The 21,091-nt window shown below is 62.0% G+C and carries 21 protein-coding genes; 6 read left to right on the top strand and 15 right to left on the bottom strand.

What is annotated here, in order from left to right:
- Positions 1 to 28: 28 nt before the first annotated feature.
- On the bottom strand, positions 29 to 769 hold the full coding sequence (locus NKL04_RS04420; protein ID WP_023702989.1) for a pyridoxine 5'-phosphate synthase: 741 nt from the start codon (positions 767 to 769) through the stop codon (positions 29 to 31).
- Between the two features lie 112 nt (positions 770 to 881).
- Between NKL04_RS04420 and NKL04_RS04415 the strand changes: the two genes are divergently transcribed.
- The gene (locus NKL04_RS04415) at positions 882 to 1,301 is read left to right on the top strand and encodes a SpoIIAA family protein (protein ID WP_023682069.1); all 420 of its coding nucleotides are present in this window, start codon (positions 882 to 884) and stop codon (positions 1,299 to 1,301) included.
- A gap of 20 nt (positions 1,302 to 1,321) precedes the next feature.
- Here the strand turns inward: NKL04_RS04415 and NKL04_RS04410 are convergent, their stop codons facing one another.
- Positions 1,322 to 2,449 carry an ATP-dependent DNA helicase gene (locus NKL04_RS04410; RefSeq protein ID WP_023682070.1) on the bottom strand — a complete coding sequence of 376 codons (1,128 nt, stop codon included), beginning with the start codon at positions 2,447 to 2,449 and terminating at the stop codon, positions 1,322 to 1,324.
- 242 nt (positions 2,450 to 2,691) lie between these two features.
- Here NKL04_RS04410 and NKL04_RS04405 point away from each other — a divergent pair, with 242 nt between their 5' ends.
- Positions 2,692 to 2,994 carry a hypothetical protein gene (locus tag NKL04_RS04405; protein WP_023668360.1) on the top strand — a complete coding sequence of 101 codons (303 nt, stop codon included), beginning with the start codon at positions 2,692 to 2,694 and terminating at the stop codon, positions 2,992 to 2,994.
- A 41-nt stretch (positions 2,995 to 3,035) separates the two neighbouring features.
- On the opposite strand, the gene NKL04_RS04400 is transcribed toward NKL04_RS04405, so the two are convergent.
- The 7 genes from NKL04_RS04400 to NKL04_RS04370 all read right to left on the bottom strand — a co-directional run bounded on the left by NKL04_RS04400 (position 3,036) and on the right by NKL04_RS04370 (position 11,093).
- Entirely contained in the window at positions 3,036 to 3,410 is a 375-nt protein-coding gene (locus tag NKL04_RS04400) for a nitrile hydratase accessory protein (RefSeq protein ID WP_023725319.1), read from the bottom strand.
- Complete coding sequence (gene nthB / locus NKL04_RS04395) at positions 3,397 to 4,056, bottom strand: nitrile hydratase subunit beta (protein ID WP_023725320.1); 660 nt, start codon at positions 4,054 to 4,056, stop codon at positions 3,397 to 3,399. The genes NKL04_RS04400 and nthB overlap by 14 nt, the downstream gene beginning before the upstream one ends.
- Positions 4,053 to 4,676: a nitrile hydratase subunit alpha gene (nthA, locus tag NKL04_RS04390; RefSeq protein ID WP_023702993.1), complete on the bottom strand. Its 624-nt coding sequence runs from the start codon at positions 4,674 to 4,676 to the stop codon at positions 4,053 to 4,055. The genes nthB and nthA overlap by 4 nt, the downstream gene beginning before the upstream one ends.
- Before the next feature lie 64 nt (positions 4,677 to 4,740).
- On the bottom strand, positions 4,741 to 7,905 hold the full coding sequence (locus NKL04_RS04385) for an efflux RND transporter permease subunit (protein ID WP_023702994.1): 3,165 nt from the start codon (positions 7,903 to 7,905) through the stop codon (positions 4,741 to 4,743).
- A complete protein-coding gene (locus NKL04_RS04380; RefSeq protein WP_023702995.1) occupies positions 7,902 to 9,191 on the bottom strand; it encodes an efflux RND transporter periplasmic adaptor subunit in 1,290 nt (429 codons plus the stop codon). Before NKL04_RS04380 ends, NKL04_RS04385 begins: the two co-directional genes overlap by 4 nt.
- A 225-nt stretch (positions 9,192 to 9,416) precedes the next feature.
- On the bottom strand, positions 9,417 to 10,013 hold the full coding sequence (locus NKL04_RS04375) for a LysE family translocator (RefSeq protein ID WP_023688075.1): 597 nt from the start codon (positions 10,011 to 10,013) through the stop codon (positions 9,417 to 9,419).
- Positions 10,014 to 10,136: 123 nt separating this feature from the next.
- A complete protein-coding gene (locus NKL04_RS04370; protein WP_023714739.1) occupies positions 10,137 to 11,093 on the bottom strand; it encodes an acyl-CoA desaturase in 957 nt (318 codons plus the stop codon).
- Positions 11,094 to 11,249: 156 nt separating this feature from the next.
- Here NKL04_RS04370 and NKL04_RS04365 point away from each other — a divergent pair, with 156 nt between their 5' ends.
- Positions 11,250 to 11,630 carry a metalloregulator ArsR/SmtB family transcription factor gene (locus tag NKL04_RS04365; RefSeq protein ID WP_023702997.1) on the top strand — a complete coding sequence of 127 codons (381 nt, stop codon included), beginning with the start codon at positions 11,250 to 11,252 and terminating at the stop codon, positions 11,628 to 11,630.
- Positions 11,631 to 11,641: 11 nt separating this feature from the next.
- Here NKL04_RS04365 and ilvN read toward each other — a convergent pair whose 3' ends face one another.
- The 3 genes from ilvN to NKL04_RS04350 form a co-directional block, all read right to left on the bottom strand.
- Positions 11,642 to 12,214 carry an acetolactate synthase small subunit gene (gene ilvN, locus NKL04_RS04360; RefSeq protein ID WP_023668352.1) on the bottom strand — a complete coding sequence of 191 codons (573 nt, stop codon included), beginning with the start codon at positions 12,212 to 12,214 and terminating at the stop codon, positions 11,642 to 11,644.
- Positions 12,215 to 12,295: 81 nt separating this feature from the next.
- Entirely contained in the window at positions 12,296 to 14,092 is a 1,797-nt protein-coding gene (locus NKL04_RS04355; RefSeq protein WP_023668351.1) for an acetolactate synthase 3 large subunit, read from the bottom strand.
- Positions 14,093 to 14,423: 331 nt separating this feature from the next.
- Positions 14,424 to 15,386, bottom strand: a complete 963-nt coding sequence (locus NKL04_RS04350; protein WP_023668350.1) for a DUF1236 domain-containing protein — start codon at positions 15,384 to 15,386, stop codon at positions 14,424 to 14,426.
- A 584-nt stretch (positions 15,387 to 15,970) separates the two neighbouring features.
- Between NKL04_RS04350 and NKL04_RS04345 the strand changes: the two genes are divergently transcribed.
- The 3 genes from NKL04_RS04345 to NKL04_RS04335 all read left to right on the top strand — a co-directional run bounded on the left by NKL04_RS04345 (position 15,971) and on the right by NKL04_RS04335 (position 18,473).
- Positions 15,971 to 16,273 (top strand): DUF1236 domain-containing protein, encoded by a 303-nt coding sequence (locus NKL04_RS04345; RefSeq protein ID WP_023731684.1) that lies wholly within the window; start codon positions 15,971 to 15,973, stop codon positions 16,271 to 16,273.
- A 164-nt stretch (positions 16,274 to 16,437) separates the two neighbouring features.
- Positions 16,438 to 17,829 carry a sensor histidine kinase gene (locus tag NKL04_RS04340; RefSeq protein ID WP_023690914.1) on the top strand — a complete coding sequence of 464 codons (1,392 nt, stop codon included), beginning with the start codon at positions 16,438 to 16,440 and terminating at the stop codon, positions 17,827 to 17,829.
- Entirely contained in the window at positions 17,826 to 18,473 is a 648-nt protein-coding gene (locus NKL04_RS04335) for a LuxR C-terminal-related transcriptional regulator (RefSeq protein WP_023682079.1), read from the top strand. The genes NKL04_RS04340 and NKL04_RS04335 overlap by 4 nt, the downstream gene beginning before the upstream one ends.
- Positions 18,474 to 18,522: 49 nt before the next feature.
- On the opposite strand, the gene NKL04_RS04330 is transcribed toward NKL04_RS04335, so the two are convergent.
- From NKL04_RS04330 to tmpA, 3 genes are all read right to left on the bottom strand, one after another.
- Positions 18,523 to 18,951: a hypothetical protein gene (locus NKL04_RS04330; RefSeq protein ID WP_023699032.1), complete on the bottom strand. Its 429-nt coding sequence runs from the start codon at positions 18,949 to 18,951 to the stop codon at positions 18,523 to 18,525.
- A gap of 391 nt (positions 18,952 to 19,342) precedes the next feature.
- The gene (gene tmpB / locus NKL04_RS04325) at positions 19,343 to 19,918 is read right to left on the bottom strand and encodes a (R)-1-hydroxy-2-trimethylaminoethylphosphonate oxygenase (protein WP_023702998.1); all 576 of its coding nucleotides are present in this window, start codon (positions 19,916 to 19,918) and stop codon (positions 19,343 to 19,345) included.
- A complete protein-coding gene (gene tmpA / locus NKL04_RS04320) occupies positions 19,915 to 21,066 on the bottom strand; it encodes a 2-trimethylaminoethylphosphonate dioxygenase (protein WP_031209901.1) in 1,152 nt (383 codons plus the stop codon). Before tmpA ends, tmpB begins: the two co-directional genes overlap by 4 nt.
- Between the last annotated feature and the right edge of the window lie 25 nt (positions 21,067 to 21,091).

Raw genomic sequence — 21,091 nt, 5'->3', positions numbered from 1 at the left:
TATCACCTTCGACACGAGCCTTCCACCGCTACCAACCGCAAGCCTTCAGAAACCGCCCCACCGTGCCGGCCATGCCATACTCCAACGCATCGGCTGTCAACCCGTGTCCGATAGACACTTCGGCCAATGCCGGAATGCGCTTTGCCAATGCCGGAAGGTTGTTCACCACCAGATCGTGCCCGGCATTGACCTGGAGCCCGGCGGCGAGTGCGGCATCCGCGGTTTTTCCCAATCTTTCCAGCTCCTTCCGCGCCTTGGCGGAATCGGAATGGTAGCTGCCGTAGGGCCCGGTATAGAGCTCGATGCGGTCGGCGCCGGTGTCGCGCGCGGCATTGACGCCGGTGGGATCCGGATCGGAAAACAGCGACACGCGGAAGCCCCCTTTTTTCAGACGCTTGACGATCGGGTTAAGGAACGCCGCCTCGGCGGCAAAGTTCCAGCCATGGTCCGATGTCGCCTGCGCCGGATCGTCGGGCACCAGCGTCACCTGCTCCGGCTGGTGCCTTTCCACAAGCGCCAGAAAATCCTCGGTCGGGTAGCCCTCGATGTTGAACTCCGCCTTGGGAAACTCGTCGTCGATCAGCGCCCGGATCTCCGGCAGGTCGGAATGCCTGGTGTGGCGCTCGTCGGGCCGCGGATGAACCGTCAGCCCGTGCGCGCCGGCCGCCAGCGCCAGGCGGCCGAGCCCGGTGACGCTCGGCCACGGCAGGTCGCGGCGGTTGCGCAGCATGGCGATGGCGTTGAGATTGACCGAGAGTTTCGCGGGCATGGCGTGAGGTCCGGCTGTTTGTGCAGCGCATCTATACTGCCTTTGATGGGAACAGACAGGGGCTTTCGGGTGTTCCAGTGATGACATCTGCTCGCAAGGGGGAACCCAGCCAATGAATTTTCTCCAATCCGTGCCCGCGATCCGCCGCCTCGAAACCGACCGTGAGGACCTTTTCGCCATCGACGTCGTCGGCCATGTATCGGCCGCCGACGGCGAAAATCTGTTCGGATTGCTGGAGGCTGCCTACGCGCTGCACCCGAGGATCGATGTCTTGGTGCGGCTGGTTGATCATGAGGGCGTCGACTGGATCGATATGGACGACGAGACGCTGAAACAGGGCACGGTGCACGCCCTGGAGCATATCGCCCGGTGCGCGACGATCGGTGAGCCCGACTGGATAGCGGATGCGCGGAACTTCCTTCCGGCTTCGCCACCCATCGAGTTCAGGCACTTCGCGGCCGAGGATGAAGCGGATGCCTGGCAATGGCTGGGTGCGACGCCACTCAGCCCTGCTGCGCCGGCTGCTACCTGACGCCGGCTATCTAACGCCAGCTATCTAACAATCGTCAGCCGCTCTGCCGCCCGCGTGATGGCAGTATAGAGCCAGCGCTGGCGGGTTTCCTTGAACGCCCAGCTCTCGTCGAACAGCACGACATCGTTCCACTGCGAACCCTGCGCCTTGTGCACGGTCAGCGCGTAGCCATAGTCGAAATCGTCAAAGCGCTTCTTCTGCTGCCAGGGGATATCGGCGTCCGGATCCTCGAAAGCCGACTTGAGCAGCTTGATCTTGGCGACGCCGCGGTCGGGATCGTCCTCCTCGGGCGAGACCAGAAGGTTGATGCCCGGCTTCACCGTCTCGCGCGACGAGGTCATCACCTTCCACAGCGAACCGTTGAGCAGGCCCTTGGCGGGGTCGTTGCGCAGGCAGACCAGCTTGTCGCCGGCCTGCGGATAATCGGCATTGAAACCCTTCAGCTCGCGCAGGCGCTGATTGTAGCGGCGGCGTGTGCGGTTGGTGCCGACCAACACCTGGTCCGCCTTCAGCACCAGCTCCTGGGTGACGTCCTCCTTGCCGATGACCTGCGCGCTGCCGTAGTCGCCGCGCATGAACTCGCGGCCCTCGCGCACGTCGAGCGCCAGCTGGATGATCGGATTGTCGCGCGCCTGGCGGTGGATTTCGGTCAAGAGCACATCCGGCTCATGCTCGGTGAAAAAGCCGCCGCCCGAGATCGGCGGTAGCTGCGCCGGATCGCCAAGCACCAGGATCGGCGTGCCAAAACTCAGAAGGTCGCGGCCAAGCTGCTCGTCGACCATCGAGCATTCGTCGATGACCACCAGCTTCGCCCGTGAAATAGGGCTTTGGCGATTGAGCGAGAAGGTCGGCGACATCGAGGTCTTGCCGGTCACCTCGTCCGACACCGATTCCTCGCCCTTCGGCCGGTAGATCAACGAATGGATGGTGCGGGCATTGACCGCGCCCTTGGAACGCAGCACCTGCGCCGCCTTGCCGGTGAAGGCGGCGAACTGCACCTGCCCGTCGACATGCTCGGCAAAATAGCGCGCCAGCGTGGTCTTGCCGGTGCCGGCATAGCCGAACAGCCGGAAGACCTGCGGCCGGCCCTCTTTCAGCCAGCGCGCCACCGCCTTCAACGCCTCATCCTGTTGGGGAGAGAATTCCATCGGTTCGACAGACCGGATTCGCGAGAGAAAGACAAGCTTGGTGCCAACCACCGCTTAAAACGATGGGATTGCCTCACCTTCAACGGGACAAACTAGCAGGCGCAAATGCGAACGTAAAGTGAACATGCAAGCGGATAACGAACGATTTGAGTTCAGGCACTTGAACCTAGATCGGGCAATGCCACTATCACGGACATGATCGAGATGCAGATCGGCGCAGACACCTATAAGCGAGGATATTGATGAGGTCGTTCGCAGACAGGCTGATCGGAAAGTCGATAAAGAAGATCGAAATCGGCGAACCTGGTTATGGCATCGTTGTCTCCTTGTCGGATGACGCAGGGTTCGCGATATATACCGAGGTCACGGCCTGTCTGAGTGACGAAAATGCCAGAACCATAGAACGTGTTACCATCAGCGACGAGCAAGTGATCCTCCACTTGGGTGACAACGACTTCGTCGCCATTTCCAAAAACCGTGGCCGCTTCGCCGTCGTTGAGGCGTTTGTCTATGGGGACGACGAAGGCATGGTCGTCGAAAATTAGTTGCATCGGCCGCCAGATTTCAAACACCAACCACAGGCGGACTATATGTTCGCGCCGCCGCCGCTACCTCTGGTCGGCCCCGGATCGTTCTCCAACAAAATCGGCTTGCCGTGCGGGGTTGCATGCGCGGCGCGTTCCCAGGCGGCGGCGAGCGTGTCGACGTCACTTTTTCCCGCGACGCCCTTGGCCGCCAGCAGCGTCTCCAGCGCAGCCAGCCAATGCTCGTAGTAGTCGTGGCCGTCGCTTGCGGCGCCCGGCTTCTTCACTTGCGCCGACAGCGCATCGGCCCATTCGCTCCACGAAAACAGGCCCTTGTCATGCAGCGCCACCGTCATGGCGAAGGCTTCGGCCTGCCAGGGTTCGGCGAATACCGGTTCGTCCAGACCCGCCGGCAATGCACCTTCAGGCCGGCTCAAGATAGCTCTCCCAGGCATCGATCGAGACGGTCAGCGTCGGGTCGGCGCCCTCGCCCCAGATTTCCGAGCCATCGAAGACCACGGTATAGACCCATTGCGGGTTTTCACCGTTGCCATGCGCGTTGCTGTCGGGGAACACAAAACCGTCACGCACGGCCTCGATAACTCCGTGCTTGCCGCGCGCATAACGCGGCAGCCTCGTGTGGGCGGTGGGATTGAAATTCCTTGTCCGCACCGGGTCGCCGGCCTTGAAGCGCGGCGCCGTCTCGACCGGCCGGTCGCAGGGACTGCCCTTGGCCAGTACCGCCGGCACGTTTTCGGCCTTCAACACCCTTTTGGGCGTCGCCGCCGGATCGACCGCCTTACCCTCCGTCAGATCGCGCTCGCTGACGAAGCCATGGCGCTTCAGCAGCACCTCGAGCGCTTTGATCCAGATCTGGTAGTAGCTCGAGGAATAATAGACGGCCGGATGCAGCGATTCCCTGGCGTGCCGGCTCTCGTCGATGTTCCACGCGCCCATGGCGCCGGCAGTCAGCGTGACGCCGAGCGCCCGCCTCTCCCAATCCGCATGAAAATACGGTTCGTCCTTTTCGGGCGCGACCGGCCCGAAACCCATCTGCCCACCGAGATCCTGCGGCCCGTTCATGCCGGTACCTTCTTTGTCCCGGGTTCTTTGGCCACCGCCGTGCCGATCATCGCATCGCGGCTGACCAGTTCGGCGAGCTGGTCCTCACTCCAGCCTTCGGTACCGCCAGGCCGCATCGGCACCACGAGATAGCGCAGTTCGGCAGTCGAATCCCAGACGCGGATGTTTTTCTCCGCCGGCAAGGTCAGCCCGAACTCCTCCAGCACGCCGCGCGGATCGATCACGGCGCGTGAGCGATAGGGCGGCGCCTTGTACCAGACCGGCGGCAGGCCGAGCACCGACCACGGATAGCAGGAGCACAGCGTGCAGACGACGAGGTTGTGCGTCTCGTCCGTGTTGAACACCGCCTGCATGTGCTCGCCCTGGCGGCCGGTGTAGCCCAGCGAGGTGATCGCCGCAGTCGCGTCGCGCTTCAGCCACTCGGCAAAGGCCGGATCGCTCCAGGCTTTCGCCACCACCCTGGCGCCGTTGCGCGGTCCGATCTTGGTCTCATAGGTGTCGACGATGACGTCGATTGCGGCCGGATCGATCAGGCCTTTTTCGGTGAGGATGGTCTCCAGCGCGCGCACGCGCGCCGCAAACGGGTCGAGCTCATTGTCGTGGTCATGATCATGGGACATGATCTCAGATTAGGATCGGCGGCCCATGGCCGCAAGCATGACAGCTTGGGCCACGGGCTATCCCCTATTCGGCGGCGGCCTTCTGGGGTTCGATGAGCCGGTCCTCGGGGCCGAACAGCGACGCCTGCTCGCCGCTCTCGACCGCATGCAGCGCCGGCTTGTTCTTCTTCGAAGAGAAGAAGCTCACCAGCCACCCGGAGAAATTCTCGAAATAGACATAGATGACAGGGGTGACGAACAGCGTCAGCGCCTGGGAAGCGAGCAGCCCGCCGACGACCGCGACACCGAGCGGCTGGCGCAGCTCAGCACTGGCGCCGGTGCCGAGCGCGATCGGGAACGTGCCCATCAGCGCCGCCAACGTCGTCATCATGATCGGCCTGAAACGCATCAGGCACGCCTTGTGTATGGACTCCTTGGCCGACATGCCTTCTCGTCGCAGCTCCAGCGCGACGTCGACCATCATGATGCCGTTCTTCTTGACGATGCCGATCAGCATCAGGATGCCGATCACCGCGATCACCGACAGGTCCATGCCGGCAAAGCGCAGCGCGACCACGGCGCCCAGCACCGCCGAAGGCAGGCCGGTCAGAATGGTCAGCGGATGGATGAAGCTCTCATAGAGGATGCCGAGTACGATATAGATGGTCAGAATGGCGCCGCCGATCAGCAGGCCCTGATTGGCCAGCGAGTCCTGGAAGGTCTTGGCGGTGCCGGCAAAGCTGGTCGAAATCGCCGGCGGCATGCCGATCTGCTCCTTCAGCGCGGCGATGCGGGCCGTGCTGTCGCCCAGCGCCACGCCTTGCGGCAGGTTGTAGGAGATGGTCACCGCGGGCAGCTGGCCGAGCTGGTTGACCGTCAGCGCGCCGGCGGTGCGGTCGACGCGGGCAAAGGCGCCGAGCGGCACCAGGCTGCCGCTTGCCGTCCTGACCTGGATGGCCAGCATGCGCTCGGGCGACCATTCGATGTTGGGATCGAGCTCCATGATGACTTCGTAGCTGTCGGCCGAGCCGAAGATCGTCGAGACCTGCTCCGTGCCGAAGCCGCCATAGAGACTGGAGCGCAGCGTGTCGGTGTCGATGCCGAGCGACGCCGCCTTGTCGCGATCGACCACCAGCGTCGCCTGCAATGAATTGTTCTGCAGATCGCTGGTGACGTCGGTGAAATTCGCATGATCGGCCGCCATCGCATCGTTGAGCTTTTGCGCCCATGTGTCGGTCAGGCCGGTATCGAGGCCCTGAACGACGAGCTGGTAGGCGCTGGCGGAAGAACGCGCGCCAAGTCGCAGGTTCTGCACCGGCTGCATATAGGCATCGATCCCCGGCACGACGGCCAGCTGCCGCCGCAGATCCGACAGCACCTTATCGATGTCGGGGCGCTGGCTCTTGTCCTTCAGCTGCACATAGAGCTGGCCCTGGTTCAGCGCATTGTTGCCGCCGCCGGCTGACCAGGCCACATGCGAGACATAGGGCGAACGCGAGAAGACACTTGCCGCCTGGTTCTGCAGCTTGACCATGGCGTCGTAGGAGATGTCCTGCCTGGCGATCGTCGTCACCGAGATCTGGCCGATATCCTCTTGCGGGAAAAAGCCTTTCGGCGAGACCTCGATCAGCCAGACCGACCCTGCCGCCGTGCCGACGAAGACGAGGAACACCAGAAAAGTGTGGCGCAGGCAGAAGGTCAAAAGCCGGTCATAGCCGCGGGTGACGATATCGTGCTTGTGGCCGGGGGCATGCTTGTCGCGATCGGCCTTGGTCACCGACAGCAAGCGCGAACACAGCATCGGCGTCAGTGTCAGCGACACGAACATCGAAGCCAGGATGGCGACCGTCACCACGACGGCGAATTCGTTGAAGATGCGGCCTATGACGCCGCCCATCAAAAGCACGGGGATGAACACCGCCACCAGCGAGATCGAGATCGAGATGATGGTGAAGCCGATCTCGCGCGCGCCTTTCAGCGAGGCATCGAAGGCCGAGAGACCGTCCTCCTCCATGTGGCGAAAGATGTTTTCCAGCATGACGATGGCGTCGTCGACGACGAGGCCGACTGCGAGCGTCAGGCCCATCAGCGAGATGTTGTCGATGGAAAAGCCGAACAGGAACATGGCGCCGAGCGTCGCGATCAGCGAGATCGGCACCGCCACGGCCGGAATGATGGTTGCGGTCACCCGGCGCAGGAAGACGAAGATCACCGTCACCACCAAAGCGATCGTCAGAAGCAGCGTGAACTGGACGTCGTCGACGGCCTGGCGGATCGAGGTCGAACGGTCGTTGAGCAGCTTGATGTCGGCGGCGGCCGGCATTTGGTCCTTGAACGACGGCAGCATCGCCTTGACCTTGTCGACGACGTCGACCGTGTTGGCGTCGGGCTGGCGCTGCACCGCCAGGATGATGGCGCGCGTGCCGTCGTACCAGCTTGCGGTCGTCGTGGTCTCGACCGAGTCGATGACGCGCGTCACCTCGCCCAGCCGCACCGGATGGCCGTTCTTGGTGGCGATGATGAGGTTGGAGAACCCGGCGGCATTGGTGAGCTGCGTGTTGGCCGTGATGGTCAGCTGCTGCTTGTCGTTCTGCAAGACCCCGAGCGGCGTGTTGGAATTGGCCGAGGCGATCGCCGTCTGCAGCTGGTCGATCGAAATGCCGCGCGCCGCCAGCGCCGTCGGGTCGATCTGCACGCGCACCGCATATTTCTGCTGGCCGAAGATCGACACCTGCGCCACGCCGTCGATGGTCGACAGCGAGGGCGAGATGACGTTTTCGGCGAAGGCGTCGAGGTCGGTGAGCGGAACCGTGTCGCTGACCAGCGACATCAGAAGGATCGGCGCGTCGGCCGGATTGACCTTGCGATAGCTCGGCGGCGACGTCATCTCCGGCGGCAACTGCCGCTGCGTGCGCGCGATCGCCGCCTGCACGTCGGCGGCCGCCGCGTCGATATCCCGGTTGAGCACGAACTGGATGGCAATGGACGTGCGTCCCAGCGAATTGCTGGTCGAGATCGAATCGATGCCGGCGATGGTGGCGAACTGCTTGATCAGCGGCGTCGCCACCGAAGTGGCCATGGTTTCGGGCGAAGCGCCGGCCAGGGTGGCCGAGACGTTGACGACCGGGAATTCGGCGCTCGGCAGCGCCGCCACCGGCAGGAACTTGTAGGCAAACAGCCCGCCCAGCACGAGGGCGAACGACATCAGCAGCGTGGCGACAGGCCTGCGTATGCAGAATTCGGAAATCATTGGGCAGCCGCCTTGCCGGCCTCGGCGACCTTGGGAGCAGCTTGATCACCGCTGGCCGCCTTGCCTTCGTGAATGGCGGCGCCGTCCTTCAGCCTGGTCTGGCCCTCGACCACCACCTTCTCGCCTGATTTGACGCCCTCGCTGATGGCGCTGTTTTCGCCTTCGGTCAGCGCCACCTGCACCGGTCGCATCTCGACCGTGTTGTCGGGCTTGACGACATAGACGAACGGTCCCTTTTGGCTGGGCTGCACGGCAACGGTCGGGATGGATGTCATCTGCGGCATGATGCCGGCGTCGAGCACGACATTCACATATTGCCCGGGCCACAGTGAAAGATCGGCGTTGGGAATGCTCGCCCGTGTCGCGATGGTGCCGGACGCGGTGTCGACGCTGGAATCGACGAAGTCGAGCGTGCCGTTGCCGATCGGCGTCGGATCGCCATCCTTGGTCAGCGTCACCGCGCCTTGCTGCGGGTTGGCCAGCGCCTTGTGCAGCAGCGCCAGGTTGCTCTCCGGCAGGTTGAAGTTGACTTGCAGCGGATCCATCTCGGTGATCGTCACCAGCGGCGTGGCCGTGCTCGAGTTGCCGTTGCTCAAGGTGACGAGGTCACCGACCGAAACGTTGACCGCGCCCAGCCGGCCGGCAATCGGCGCCTTGATGCTGGCAAAGCCGAGCTGGACATTGTCGGCGTCGATCGTCGCCTTGTCGGCATCGACCGTCGCCGCGGCAGCCTTTTGCGCCGCCACCGCCTGATCGTAAGTCTGCTGCGTGCCGGCCTGCTTGGCGACGAGATCCTTGGCGCGCTGAAGGTCGGAGCCCGAACTGGTTAGCAGCGCCTGGTCCTTGGCGAGCGTCGCCTGATCCTTGGCAAGCTGCGCCTTGAGCGCCCTGTCGTCGAGCGAGAACAGCAGGTCGCCGGCCTTCACCATCTGGCCGTCCCTGACGTCGATCGATACGATCTGGCTGGACACGCGGGCGTTGATGTTGACCACGGCCGGCGAAGACACGAAGCCGATGGCGTAACGGCGGATCGGAAAATCGGCCGTTGTCGCGGTGGCCGAGACGATCGAGGCCGAACGGGCGGCATTGCCGCCGGCGCCGGATTTGCCCCCTGCCTTGTCGGCCGAAGCCTTGTCCGATCCAGCCGGCTTGTCCGCCGCTGCCGTCTGCCTGGCGCCCGGCAGCATCTGCTGCAGACTGCTCATCGCCGCCGGCGAAAAATAGACCCATGCCGCGGCGACACAGGCCGCTGCCACCACCACCGCCAGAACGACTTTACCGCGCATCGACTAAAAGCCCTATGATCCGACACGCCGAACCCGGTGGTCTCATTCTACGCAATCACGGCGCCTTGCCGCGATCTCGCCGAAGTAGATAGGACGCACATTTGTCGGAAAAGGGCCAAAACACGGCATTACGAAGATTTAATGTGCACTGCACAATGACTATGCAGCCGGCTCAGCAGTCGGAAAACCAGCCAGGATGCGGTTGAGATCTCAGGCGGGATGCGTCTATTTCAGCATCGGCCAGAGCGTCGCCGCCAAGAGCACGCCCATGGCGATGTTGAACCATTTCAGCCGCACCGGATCCGACAGGAACCCGCGCAGCGCTGTGCCGAAACCGGCCCACATCGAGACGCTCGGCAGGTTGACGACGGTGAAGGCGATCGCGATCAGCGCCACCGACAGGAACGGGTGGTCCGGATTGGAGTAGACGGCCATGGCGGTGATCGCCATCACCCAGGCTTTCGCATTGACCCACTGGAATGCGGCTGCCTCGATGAACCGCATCGGCCGTGCCTCCGTCTCACCCTTGCTGGACAGCGAGCGCGACATGGCGATCTTCCAGGCGAGATAGAGCAGATAGGCCGCGCCGGCGATCTTCAATCCGGTGTGCAAGGCCGGAAACGCCGTAAGCACCGCGCCCAGGCCAAAGCCGACAGCAAGCAACAGCACCAGGAAACCCATGCTGATGCCCAGCATATGCGGAATGGTTCTGACCAGGCCGAAATTCACGCCCGACGCCAAGAGCATGAGGTTGTTCGGCCCCGGCGTGATCGAGGTCACGAAGGCGTAGACCAAAAGGGCAAGGAAAGCGTCGAGGGTCATGACGGCTCACAAAGGTCAGCAATGCTGACTTAAATCGACAGAGCGCTGGACGCAACCTCATTCCATTGGTCCAAAGCGCTCCGCCGTGATCCGCCTATCCCGAGCCAGCCAGGCCGGCACAGTCTACCTGCCGTGGGCCCGCGCCGACAACAGGCTGGGAGCGGCGGCGGCCTCCTGACGGCCAGCCACACGCCGCAGGCCTTTGCGCCTCGGCGTGTTCCCGGGAAGCTTCACGCCATGCGCGAGGCCGAGGGCAGCCAGGATGCGGATGAAGAGCCAGCCGAGATCGATCTGCCCGCGTTCCAGGCCGAGCTTTGCGGATTCGGGAAACGCATGGTGATTGCCGTGGAAACTCTCGCCAAAGGTCACCAGGCCGAAACGCGGCAGGTTGTAGCCCTGCACGGCAACGCCATCGACGCGCCAGCCCTGCTGCCCGCTGCGATGTGCGAAATGCCCGACCAGCCAATGCCCGGTCAGCGACACGGAGATACGCACCGCAATGCCCCAGACCACCCAGCTCCACCCGCCGAGGAGCAAGAAAAGGATCGCCCACGGCAGTTGCTGCAGCATCCAGGTCCGCTCGACGAATTTGTAGAAGCGGTCGTTTCTGATCGACGGCTCGATGACGAAGTCAGGCGGATTGCGCAACGCTACGGCGCAATGCATTTGCCAGAAAGCGTCGGTGAAGAAAGGCCGGCGGTGGGCGTGCAGGTCGTGACAAGCCGTCTGGCGCTGCGCCCAGTCTCGTATGTCATGCGCATAGATCATGCCGAACGGACCGGCCATGCCGACGAGCGTGCCGAGATAGACCAGCGCGTGTTTGAGCCAGATGTGAACCTTGAACGAGCGATGGATGAGCAGGCGATGCATGCCGACCGAGTGTCCGGCGCAGATCGTCACCGCCGTCGTCGCTACGAACAGGGCGAAAGCGCTCCAGCTGAAGGTCAGCGGCCCGAACACCAACGCAATCAGCGTCATCGCACCGACCCAGATCGACTTGGCCGGCATCCAGACGACCTCGCCATCTTCGGCATCGCTCAAGGGCTGCGAGATCATTCTGCCTGTGGATATGGTCTTCATCGGTACCCCTCCTCTGCAGGAAACATTTCCGGACCAAAGAGCCTTGCCTTCCGGCGCGCCGGCGCTTATTTAGGCAATAAGCTAACTATCTACTATTCCGATTTAGGTATTTAGGCAATAGACTAAATACCGGAAGCGAAACGACAGAGGCAGGCGGTGATCGAAGACAATGCAGCGGATGGCGACACGGCTATCGGGGCAAGCAGCGCCATACAGCGCGTGTTCGAGGCGCTGTCATCGCAGCCGAGGCGCAAGATCCTCGCCTATCTCGCCCACTCCTCGCTGACCGCGGGCGAGATCGCGGCGCGCTTCGACATGTCGAAGCCGTCGATCTCGCAGCATCTGAGCATCCTGGAGACGGCCGGCCTCATCGCCAGGGAGCGGCAGGGACAATTCATCCGCTACTCGCTGGTCCAGAACAATCTGGTTAACACGCTGAACGGCTTCGTCCAGGACGTCTGTCCGGTATCGCGCCCGATCAAAAGGGAGAGTAAGAATCTGGCGAGCGGCAAGGTCGATCCCAAGCCGGTAAAATAGTTGGACTGAGACTACATCCCTTGCGGGCCGCGGTTCATCGCCGCCACGCCGGTGCGGCAGATCTCGACCAGGCCGAGCGGCTTCATGATGGCGATGAACTGGTCGAGCTTCGAACCCTTGCCGGTAATCTCGAAGATGAAGTGCTCGGTGTTGGCGTCGATGACCGAAGCGCGAAAAGCGTCCGCCAGACGCAGCGCCTCGACGCGGGCTTCGCCGGTGCCGGCGACCTTGACCAGCGCCAACTCGCGTTCCAGCGGCCGCTCCTGGCCGAACTCGTGCGAGCGCACGGTGAGATCGACGACGCGATGCACCGGTACGATGCGTTCGAGCTGGTGCTTGATCTGCTCCAGCACATGCGGCGTGCCGCGCGTCACGATGGTGATGCGCGACAGGTGCTTCTCGTGTTCGGTCTCGGAGACGGTGAGGCTCTCGATGTTATAACCGCGGCCGGAAAACAGGCCGATGACCCGGGCAAGCACACCGGGCTCATTGTCGACCAGCACGGAGAGCGTGTGGTTCTCCGGCTTTTCCGTTTCCTTGGCGATGAAATAGGCGGAGCCGGTCGGTTGAAGCTGTGCGTTCATGACATGAATCTCGATTTCAGACTTTGAGCTAATTCTCTGTTTGCGCACGGCTTCTCGCGACAGCCCTGCCCCGGCTTGGACCTAGACCAGTTCCCTGCCCTTGGCGTCGATGGCGTTGGCCACGGCTTCGTCGGTCGCCTCGTCGGGCAGGAGCATTTCATTATGCGCCTTGCCCGACGGGATCATCGGGAAGCAGTTGGCGAGCGTCGCCACCCGGCAATCGAACAGCACCGGCTTCTTCACCGCGATCATCTCCTTGATCGCATCGTCCAGCTCGTCCGGCTTCTCGCAGCGAATGCCATGGCCGCCATATGCGTCGGCCAGCTTGACGAAGTCGGGCATCGCTTCGGTGTAGGAATGCGACAGACGGTTGCCGTGCAGCAGCTGCTGCCACTGGCGCACCATGCCCATATACTGGTTGTTGAGGATGAAGATCTTGATCGGCGCATTGTGCTGCACCGCCGCGCTCATCTCCTGCATCGTCATCTGCACCGAGGCATCGCCTGCGATGTCGATGACCAGCGCATCCGGGTGCGCGATCTGCACGCCGAGCGCAGCCGGCAGACCGTAGCCCATCGTGCCCAACCCGCCCGACGTCATCCAGCGGTTCGGCTTCTCGAAATGATAGTGCTGCGCCGCCCACATCTGGTGCTGGCCGACCTCGGTGGTGATGTAGGTGTCCATGTCCTTGGTCAGTTCGTAGAGCCGCTGGATGGCATATTGCGGCATGATCACATCGTGGTTCATCTTGAACGCGAGCGAGTCACGCGCGCGCCATTTGGCGATCTGCTCCCACCAGGGATGGAGCGCCTTCTTGTCGGCCTTGGCGCTCGCCCGCCACAGCCGCACCATGTCCTCCAGCACCCGGCCGACATCGCCGATGATGGGCACTTCCGTGTGCACGTTCTTGTTGATCGACGATGGATCGATGTCGATGTGGATCTTCTTCGAGTTGGGCGAGAAGGCGGTCAGCCGTCCGGTGATGCGGTCGTCGAAGCGCGCGCCGATGCAGATCATCACGTCGCAATCATGCATCGCCATATTGGCTTCATAAGTGCCGTGCATGCCCAGCATGCCCATCCAGTTCTTGCCCGATGCCGGATACGCGCCGAGGCCCATCAGCGTCGAGGTGATCGGGAAGCCGGTGAGGTCGACCAGTTCGCGCAGAAGATGGCTGGCCTCCGGACCGGAGTTGATGACGCCGCCGCCCGAATAGATGATCGGCTTCTTGGCGCTGGCCATCAGTTCGACGGCGGCCTTGATCTTTTCCAGGTCGCCCTGGACCTTCGGCTGGTAGCTGGTGCGCGGCGCCGCCTGCGGCGGCACATAGATGCCTTTGGCGAACTGCACATCCTTCGGAATGTCGACCACCACCGGGCCGGGGCGGCCGGTCGTCGCGACATGGAAGGCCTCATGGATGGTGGCGGCCAATTCGTTGACGTCCTTCACCAGCCAGTTGTGCTTGGTGCAGGGGCGCGTGATGCCGACCGTGTCGCACTCCTGAAACGCGTCGGAGCCGATCAGCGAAGTCGGCACCTGCCCGGTCAGGCAGACCAGCGGGATCGAATCCATCAGCGCATCCTGCAGCGGCGTCACCGCATTGGTGGCGCCCGGGCCGGAGGTCACCAGCATGACGCCGGCCTTGCCGGTCGAGCGGGCATAGCCTTCGGCCGCATGCCCTGCGCCTTGCTCGTGGCGGACGAGGATGTGCTCGACCTCGTCCTGCTGGAAGATTTCGTCATAGATCGGAAGCACCGCGCCGCCGGGATAACCGAAGACATGCTTGACGCCATTGTCCTTCAGCGCCTGCACCACCATTTCGGCGCCAGTCATTTCCCTGTTTGGCATTTCGCGCCGTTCGTTCTGTCCGTTGCTCATCGGTCTGGTCCCGTACTTCTAGCCATGAGGCGATTGCTGGTCGTTTAGTCGTGTTTCGGGCAATAAAAAAGGCCCCCGATGGGAGCCTGTGTGTTGCGCATGGGAGGTTTTCGCCCGGCGGTTACACCGCCTTGCCCACGCGCTTTCCTACGAGAATGAGTGCCTTTTTCATCGTGGCGGACACTACGAGGGTGAAAGGCAGGGTGTCAACGGGAAAAACGCGCGATGCGAAAGACAAAGCAAGTGGCCCGCCGCCTCTGGTCGGCGGGCCACCGCGGCGCATACGATACCCCTCAATCGCACCGCGCCGGGAACAAGAGTCACTGCCGTGTCACGTCAGGATCAGCACGATCTTGTACGTATCCGGGTCGACGATGACGATGCGCCCGTCGGCCAGCACGAAGTACTCATAGGATTCGTAGGCCGGGACGATCTTGACAATGCGCGCCGGCAGACGGTGCAGGCGCACTTTGTGCCGCGGCACCTCGATGCCGACCGAAATGTCGAAGTCTACGTTCTTCACCGGCTCAACCCTGGTCTCGTGGATGATCTGCGTGACCTGCGTCTTCTGCTCGACGGTCACGTTGTTGATCGAGGCCGTATTGCCCTGGTCGGTCTGAACGTTTGTGTTGCCCTGAGCGTTCTGCTCGGTGGTGGTCCCGGCCTTGCCCTGGGCCTGCTGGTCCGTGCTGGTGCCGGTCTGGCCCTGAGCGTTCTGCTCGGTGCTGGTCCCGGCTTTGCCCTGAGCCTGCTTCTCGGTGCTGGTGCCGGTCTGGCCCTGAGCGTTCTGCTCGGTGCTGGTCCCGGCCTTGCCTTGGGCCTGTTCATCCGTCTTGAGCTTGGCCTTACCCTGAGCCTGCTTCTCGGTGCTGGTGCCGGTCTGGCCCTGAGCATTCTGCTCGGTGCTGGTCCCGGCCTTGCCCTGGGCCTGTTCATCCGTCTTGAGCTTGGCCTTGCCCTGAGCCTGCTGATCGGTCGTGGCGCCGGCCTGACCCTGAGCATTCTGCTCGGTACTGGTCCCGGCCTTGCCCTGTGCCTGTTCATCCGTCTTGAGCTTGGCTTTGCCCTGAGCCTGCTGATCGGTCGTGGCGCCAGCCTGGCCCTGTGCATTCTGATCGGTCTGTGACTTCATCTTGCCTTGCGCCTGTTCTCCGGCCTTGCCGCCCTTCTGGCAATCGGCCGCGCCGGCGGCGCAGTTGTCGCCACCGCTCGGCTGCACGGCCTGGGTCTGGGCGATCGCGGCGCCGCACCCGACGCCAAGCGCAATCATGCTCGTGATCAACACATGTTTCATCTGCTTTCTCCTTAAAGAGTCGGTCCCTCAGCCTAGCCAACTCTGCCAAAAATACTTTGTTCCACATTTTGTGAATAAAATCGGGCTTCTAAGAAGACCAATGAATGTTGGCAGTAATTTTGCAACAATCACCTACAAATTGCATCAAACAATTAATGCAACGCAACATTTTGTTTTTTCCTGAGCTTGTGATCCCATAGCGATGACACCAGCCTCACAAGCTTAGAAGTACTCCCGTCGTCATGACCAGGATGGCTACCCCGAAAACAGGCAAGAGCAACCATCGTGCCTGATGGACGCTGTTGTGCATTAACGCCTCCCACAAGTGCTGACCTCAACGATGCCGAGAACCCTGTGTTCCGCCCTGAGGAGGCTCTAGGACCTCTACAGCCTGGCACCAGACTTTGGTCCCTCCCCCTATCGTCCATTGGCCCGATGACGCCCGGACCGAAGCCCCACACGGGAACGCAGCCGCGAAAAGCCCGTTCGGCTCCCGGTGTGTGCATCAACCTCATCAACACCACCCGTATCGGAATCGAGCTCGCGCAAGATGCATGAGCGTTGCTCGCATGAAGGAGAGAATCATGACGACCATGTACCAGTCGACCGCAATTGCCGGATTCTTGCTGCTCGCGAGCGCCGGCGTAGTTGCTGCTCAAGACGTCATCATCGCGCCGGAGCAGGAAACGGTTGTGCGCGAATACGTGAAAAAGCAGCCCCTTGCGTCGGTGAAGATTCCAGGTGTCGAATTGAACGTGGGGACCGCCATTCCCGACACGGTGGAACTGCATGAAGTGCCGAGCGTCAAGTATCGCTACGTTGTGGTCGACGGGCGAACCGTGCTGGTCGACCCCGGCACGCGGAAGATCGTCAAGATCATACAGTAACGCTGATCCCACCGCCGTTCCCCGCGGGTGGCGGTGGGATCATGCCCTGAATTGGCGGTTTCCCCAGCAATTCAACCTGGCGCTTGCTCGCACCATCGACCGTTCTAGATGTAGGATGGCTTAGGCATTTTGGCACGGCCAAAGCTCGCGGGGTCGGTTGAGACGTGCGCTACATTGATAGTCTCTATCAAAACTGGAACAGGCTATCGTTGGCTTGGCAGTTCATCATAGTCGGAAGCATTGGGCTGCTGTCGCTGATGCTGGTCGTCGGCCTATGGGTCACCTCGCAAATACGAGATGGAGTGATCCGCAACTCTGCAAGCACGACCGCGCTTTACGTCGACAGTGTCATCGCGCCAATCCTGCCGGACATGCGCAAAAGCCAGCAGCTCAGCGACACCGTTAAACGGGCACTCGATGAAACCCTGGACCAGGGTGCTCTCGGAAAAAAACTGGCGTCCTTCGTGCTTTGGCGGCGTGATGGCAAGGTGCTGTACGCCAAAGACGCGGCTCTTATCGGCCAGACCTTCGAGCCAAATGCGAACTTGCTGCATGCGTTCGGTGGAAACGTGGTGGCGCAATTCAATGATCTGGACGAAAATGAAAGGAAGGAACGCAAGAGCCCCACCGCCTCGCTGCTCGAGATCTACAATCCGGTTCGAGAGCCGTGGTCGGGCGATGTTGTGGCCGTTTCCGAGTTCTACGAGATAGCCGACGATCTTCAGGGCACTTTAAACTCGGCACTATGGTCGAGCTGGCTGCTCGTGGCTGGCGCGACCGCGGTCGCCTTGGCGATGCTCTCGGGAATCGTGCTTCGCGGCAGCAGCACTATCGAAACGCAGCGTTCAGCGCTTGAGACACAAGTGGCCGAACTTCAGTTGCTTTTGGAGCAGAATTCCGCTTTGCGGGAGCGCGTCCAGCAGGCGTCGCGCCGCGCAACGGCAATCAACGAGCGCTACTTGCGCCGCATCGGGTCTGATTTGCATGACGGTCCAGCTCAGCTCGTCGCACTGGCTGCGCTGCGCATGGACAGCCCTCTGCTGCTCGATCCCGCCGCATCCCCAAGCCACCGCAAGACCGAGATCGCCGATATCCATCATACGTTGGACGAGGCGATGCGGGAGATCCGCGCCATCTGCACCGGCCTCGTGCTGCCACAGATCGAAGCTTCGACGGTCGCGGAGATATTGCGGCTTGCGGTTGCCGAACATGAACGCCGGACGGCCTCCTCCGTATCGCTTTCACTGCCATCTCGCCTGCCCGACCTGGGGACGTCCGAGAAGATAAGCATCTTTCGCTTCGCGCAGGAGGGGCTGAACAATGCCTGGCGACACGGTCTGGGCAAGGGGCAGGCTGTCAAGGCGCGAGTGACGCAGGGCAAGCTCCTCATTCAAGTGCTTGATCACGGCCCTGGATTCCAGTCGGGATCGTGTGAAGGGCTTGGACTCGCCGGTATGAGGGAACGTATCGAAAGTATCGGAGGTCACTTCGAGACCTTTTCGAGCCCCAGGGGGACCCGGCTGACCATAACGCTCAACATCGAGGACCAGAAATGACCGCTCCCATAAGGATTGCCATTGTTGATGATCATCCGCTGTTTCGCGAGGGTGTGGCTCGCAGCCTCGCCGAAATCGGCGGCTTCGAAGTCGTTGGTGCGGGCGAAACCGCGGCGGATGCCGAACAGCTTGCGGCCTTGGCAAATCCCGACATATTGCTGCTCGACATCAGTTTGCCGGGAGGGGGCCTAGCGGCAGCGGAAAATATTCTTGCAACTCAGCCTGACTGCAAGATCGTCATGCTCACCGTCTCGGAGGCGAACGCCGATCTGGCAACGGCGCTCAGGCTGGGCGTACGCGGATATGTGCTGAAAGGGATTGGGGCGGCATCGCTGGCCGAGGTGCTGACTTATATAGCCGCAGGAAAAAAATATGTTTCGCCGACCCTGTCAGCGCAGCTTTTGAATGAACTGATCCGGCCGGAAAAGCGCACAACCGATCTCGTTGCCAATCTCTCGGGACGCGAGCTTGGGATAATCTCCTTGGTAGGCGAAGGACTGAGCAATAAAGAAGTCGCCAAACGTCTCAACCTGCAGGAGAAAACGGTAAAACACCACATGACTCGGATATTTCAAAAGCTAAAGGTGCGAAACCGCACCGAAGCAGCCATTCTTATGCATGCGCCCAAAACGGGTCTTGTATAGGGAGATCGGGGCTTGTCTGAAGGTCGGATGCTGGTTGGCGAACCAACAGTTACAGCCCTTTCAGACGAGCAATGTCGGAGGCCCTTACGGCGCGTTCGACAATTGTCCTTCCAAGCGGATCCTTCATAGTGAAGCGGCCGGCCTCGATGCTTTCGCTGAATCCATCGCGATGCACGACCTGGATTTTGGCGCCCTGTACCGTCACCGTGTCGCCAGCGGCATTGACTTGGCTACTGGGAGCTTGGCTACCGGGGGCGTTGTCGCCGGCACCATTTTTTCCCTTTCCGTTGGCGTTGCCATTCCCGGCGTTGCCGCCTGAGCCATTACCGTTACCACTACCGTTGCCACCACCGTTACCATTGCCATTGTTTCCGCTCTTGGCGCTGGCAGCGGCGAATTCGATCTTGTAGCCGTCGACATGGCTCAACCGCAGACCAAGCACCGGCATCGTCACCGCAACCGCCGCGAATACGCGCAAGCTAAAGTACGCCCAGCGACGCACGGATGAAAACAGGGGCTGCCTTTCTCCATTCATGCCACCATCACATCATGACGTGTCACGGTATTCAAGAATGAACAGCCCAAAATTGCGGCTTACAAACGCTGAGGAAACTCTCCTTTCGTGCTTTCAGCTCGATTCTCAGACCTTCGTCTGAGTCAAATATACACCGAAGTCTGACCTACTGATCTTGGCCGCGCCGACGGATGTCGCAATAAAATCCGCGGTGACAAGGCTCGTCACCGGTAGGGATCGGCAGCGAGGCGCGAGCGCCTGCGGCACGTAGACGCTCGCGGCAGGTCTCCGGCATAGGGTTAGCGCATGGTCGCCGTCGAAGCGGTAGCACATGCCGTCCTTCCCCGGATTACGATCAGGCGCGATTGGCGAAGTCGCGGACAACCCGTTGCAGCAGCGGCATGTAGTCGCGGAATGCCCGGGTCTTCATGTTGGCGATCTTGCCGGCCTCGTCCCAGATGCGGACCCGAACCGCTTCCTCGTGGAACGGGTTCTTGCGGAACTCGGCCACCTCTTCGGCATTCATCGGTCCGCCTTGCAGCGACAGCGTGCGGACCGAGGCCTGCGACAGCCTGCCGAAATAGCTTGGGTCGGTAGCGCAAAGGTAGCGCTTGGCCGCGACATGCAGCCTGACGCATTCGACGATCACGGGTGGAAAGAACGGCGCCAGCACTTCGCCGCCGGCTTCGTCGTCCTCGACATCGTCGGGCGAATAGGTGCCGAACTCGCTGGTGTAGTGGCCGATATCGTGCAGCAGTGCTGCCGCCACCAGCACATCGGGCGCGCCGTCCTTTTCGGCGAACCAGGCGCCCTGCAACATGTGCTCCGACATGGTGACGGGTTCGCCGAGATAGGATTCCGCCCCTCGGCGTTCGAAAATATCGGCGATGAATTCGACGATGTTGCTCGCGTTCAAATCCTGGCTGCTCATTCCGCTGCTTCCTTGAACTCGTGTTCGATCGCCGACAGCGTCGACAAAAGGCCATCCTTGTCGGCGTAGCAGCCCTGCAGCCAGCGCTTGCCGGTGCCGGAGAACGCCTTGCGGGCATGCATGACGCGGGTGTTGTCGACGATGAAGGCCTGCCCTGCCTCGAGCTTGAAGCTCACTTCGAAGGACGGATCCTCGATCAGTTCGGCAAACCGCCGATAGGCGGCGTAATAGGCTTCCATGTCGGCGAACCGCACATCGACGGTCGGCGCCAGCGAGCGGTTGTTGAAGCGGATGGCGATGAGTTCGCCATCAGGCCCCAGCTCGATCATCGGCCGCTTGGCCTGCAGCCGCACGCCCGACGACCCCGCATATTCGAAACGCGCCGGGTATGAACTTAACAGCCGGAAGCCTTCGGAGTTTTCGGCCTGCAGCGCGGCCGCCACGGCAAAACCATCGACGACGCTGGATTCGCCGCCCTCCACCGTGTTTTCGATGCAGGACAGGATCTGCAAGGTCGGCACCGGATCACGATAGGGGTTGTCGGTGTGCGCCTGCAGGCCAAGATTGGTGTAGGCCAGATTGGTTGGATTGACCTCGGCGCGCACCTCGAACCAGCGGCCGTAATTGGTCTCCCTGATATAGCCGAACAGATCGGACACTTTGCACAGCGCCCCGGATTCGGCCGGCAGATCGTCCATCACCGCGAAGCCGTAGGTCTTCACCGCCGACAGCCATTGCCGCAAGACGGCGCGGTCGCGGCTGGCCGCGACATAGCCGGCGCGCGGCACCGAATTCTGCATAGAGGCCCTGGTCCATCGCACGGTGCCCTCGCCTGTCCAGCCGGGCTGTCGGGCGGCATCGCGGTCATAGGCATTGGCGCTCAGCCATGCCGCAGGAAAGCGCACCGTCTTTCCCTCCGGTTCGAAACTGACTTCAAGCGCATCGCCCTTGATCGCGGCTGCGCCGATCCATGTCTGCGCGGGAATGTCGAGAATGGTGATCAGCCGCTGGCCGTTGCCGGCGCTGCGCGTCTTGTCGTCGAGCGCATTGTCGCGCAACCACACTGCGTGAAAGCGAGTGCGCGCGCCGTCCTTCCACCCGAGGTCGATCGTTCTTCCTTCGTCGCCGATCAGCGCCTGGCTAAGCATGGGGACTCCGTTCCTGTCCGCTGCG

The organism is Mesorhizobium sp. C264A (assembly GCF_040324515.1).
Lineage (GTDB): Bacteria > Pseudomonadota > Alphaproteobacteria > Rhizobiales > Rhizobiaceae > Mesorhizobium.
This window is presented reverse-complemented; position numbering and strand designations above follow the sequence as displayed.

Excerpts from the sequence above, each read along its gene's own strand:
- NKL04_RS04370 (WP_023714739.1), bottom strand. The coding sequence starts at position 11,093 with ATGAAGACCATATCCACAGGCAGAATGATCTCGCAGCCCTTGAGCGAT.
- tmpB (WP_023702998.1), bottom strand. The coding sequence starts at position 19,918 with ATGAGCAGCCAGGATTTGAACGCGAGCAACATCGTCGAATTCATCGCC.
- NKL04_RS04410 (WP_023682070.1), bottom strand. The coding sequence starts at position 2,449 with ATGGAATTCTCTCCCCAACAGGATGAGGCGTTGAAGGCGGTGGCGCGC.
- NKL04_RS04375 (WP_023688075.1), bottom strand. The coding sequence starts at position 10,013 with ATGACCCTCGACGCTTTCCTTGCCCTTTTGGTCTACGCCTTCGTGACC.
- NKL04_RS04385 (WP_023702994.1), bottom strand. The coding sequence starts at position 7,905 with ATGATTTCCGAATTCTGCATACGCAGGCCTGTCGCCACGCTGCTGATG.
- tmpA (WP_031209901.1), bottom strand. The coding sequence starts at position 21,066 with ATGCTTAGCCAGGCGCTGATCGGCGACGAAGGAAGAACGATCGACCTC.
- NKL04_RS04355 (WP_023668351.1), bottom strand. The coding sequence starts at position 14,092 with ATGAGCAACGGACAGAACGAACGGCGCGAAATGCCAAACAGGGAAATG.
- NKL04_RS04335 (WP_023682079.1), top strand. The coding sequence starts at position 17,826 with ATGACCGCTCCCATAAGGATTGCCATTGTTGATGATCATCCGCTGTTT.
- nthA (WP_023702993.1), bottom strand. The coding sequence starts at position 4,676 with ATGTCCCATGATCATGACCACGACAATGAGCTCGACCCGTTTGCGGCG.
- nthB (WP_023725320.1), bottom strand. The coding sequence starts at position 4,056 with ATGAACGGGCCGCAGGATCTCGGTGGGCAGATGGGTTTCGGGCCGGTC.
- NKL04_RS04405 (WP_023668360.1), top strand. The coding sequence starts at position 2,692 with ATGAGGTCGTTCGCAGACAGGCTGATCGGAAAGTCGATAAAGAAGATC.
- NKL04_RS04420 (WP_023702989.1), bottom strand. The coding sequence starts at position 769 with ATGCCCGCGAAACTCTCGGTCAATCTCAACGCCATCGCCATGCTGCGC.
- NKL04_RS04380 (WP_023702995.1), bottom strand. The coding sequence starts at position 9,191 with ATGCGCGGTAAAGTCGTTCTGGCGGTGGTGGTGGCAGCGGCCTGTGTC.
- NKL04_RS04415 (WP_023682069.1), top strand. The coding sequence starts at position 882 with ATGAATTTTCTCCAATCCGTGCCCGCGATCCGCCGCCTCGAAACCGAC.
- ilvN (WP_023668352.1), bottom strand. The coding sequence starts at position 12,214 with ATGAACGCACAGCTTCAACCGACCGGCTCCGCCTATTTCATCGCCAAG.
- NKL04_RS04345 (WP_023731684.1), top strand. The coding sequence starts at position 15,971 with ATGACGACCATGTACCAGTCGACCGCAATTGCCGGATTCTTGCTGCTC.
- NKL04_RS04350 (WP_023668350.1), bottom strand. The coding sequence starts at position 15,386 with ATGAAACATGTGTTGATCACGAGCATGATTGCGCTTGGCGTCGGGTGC.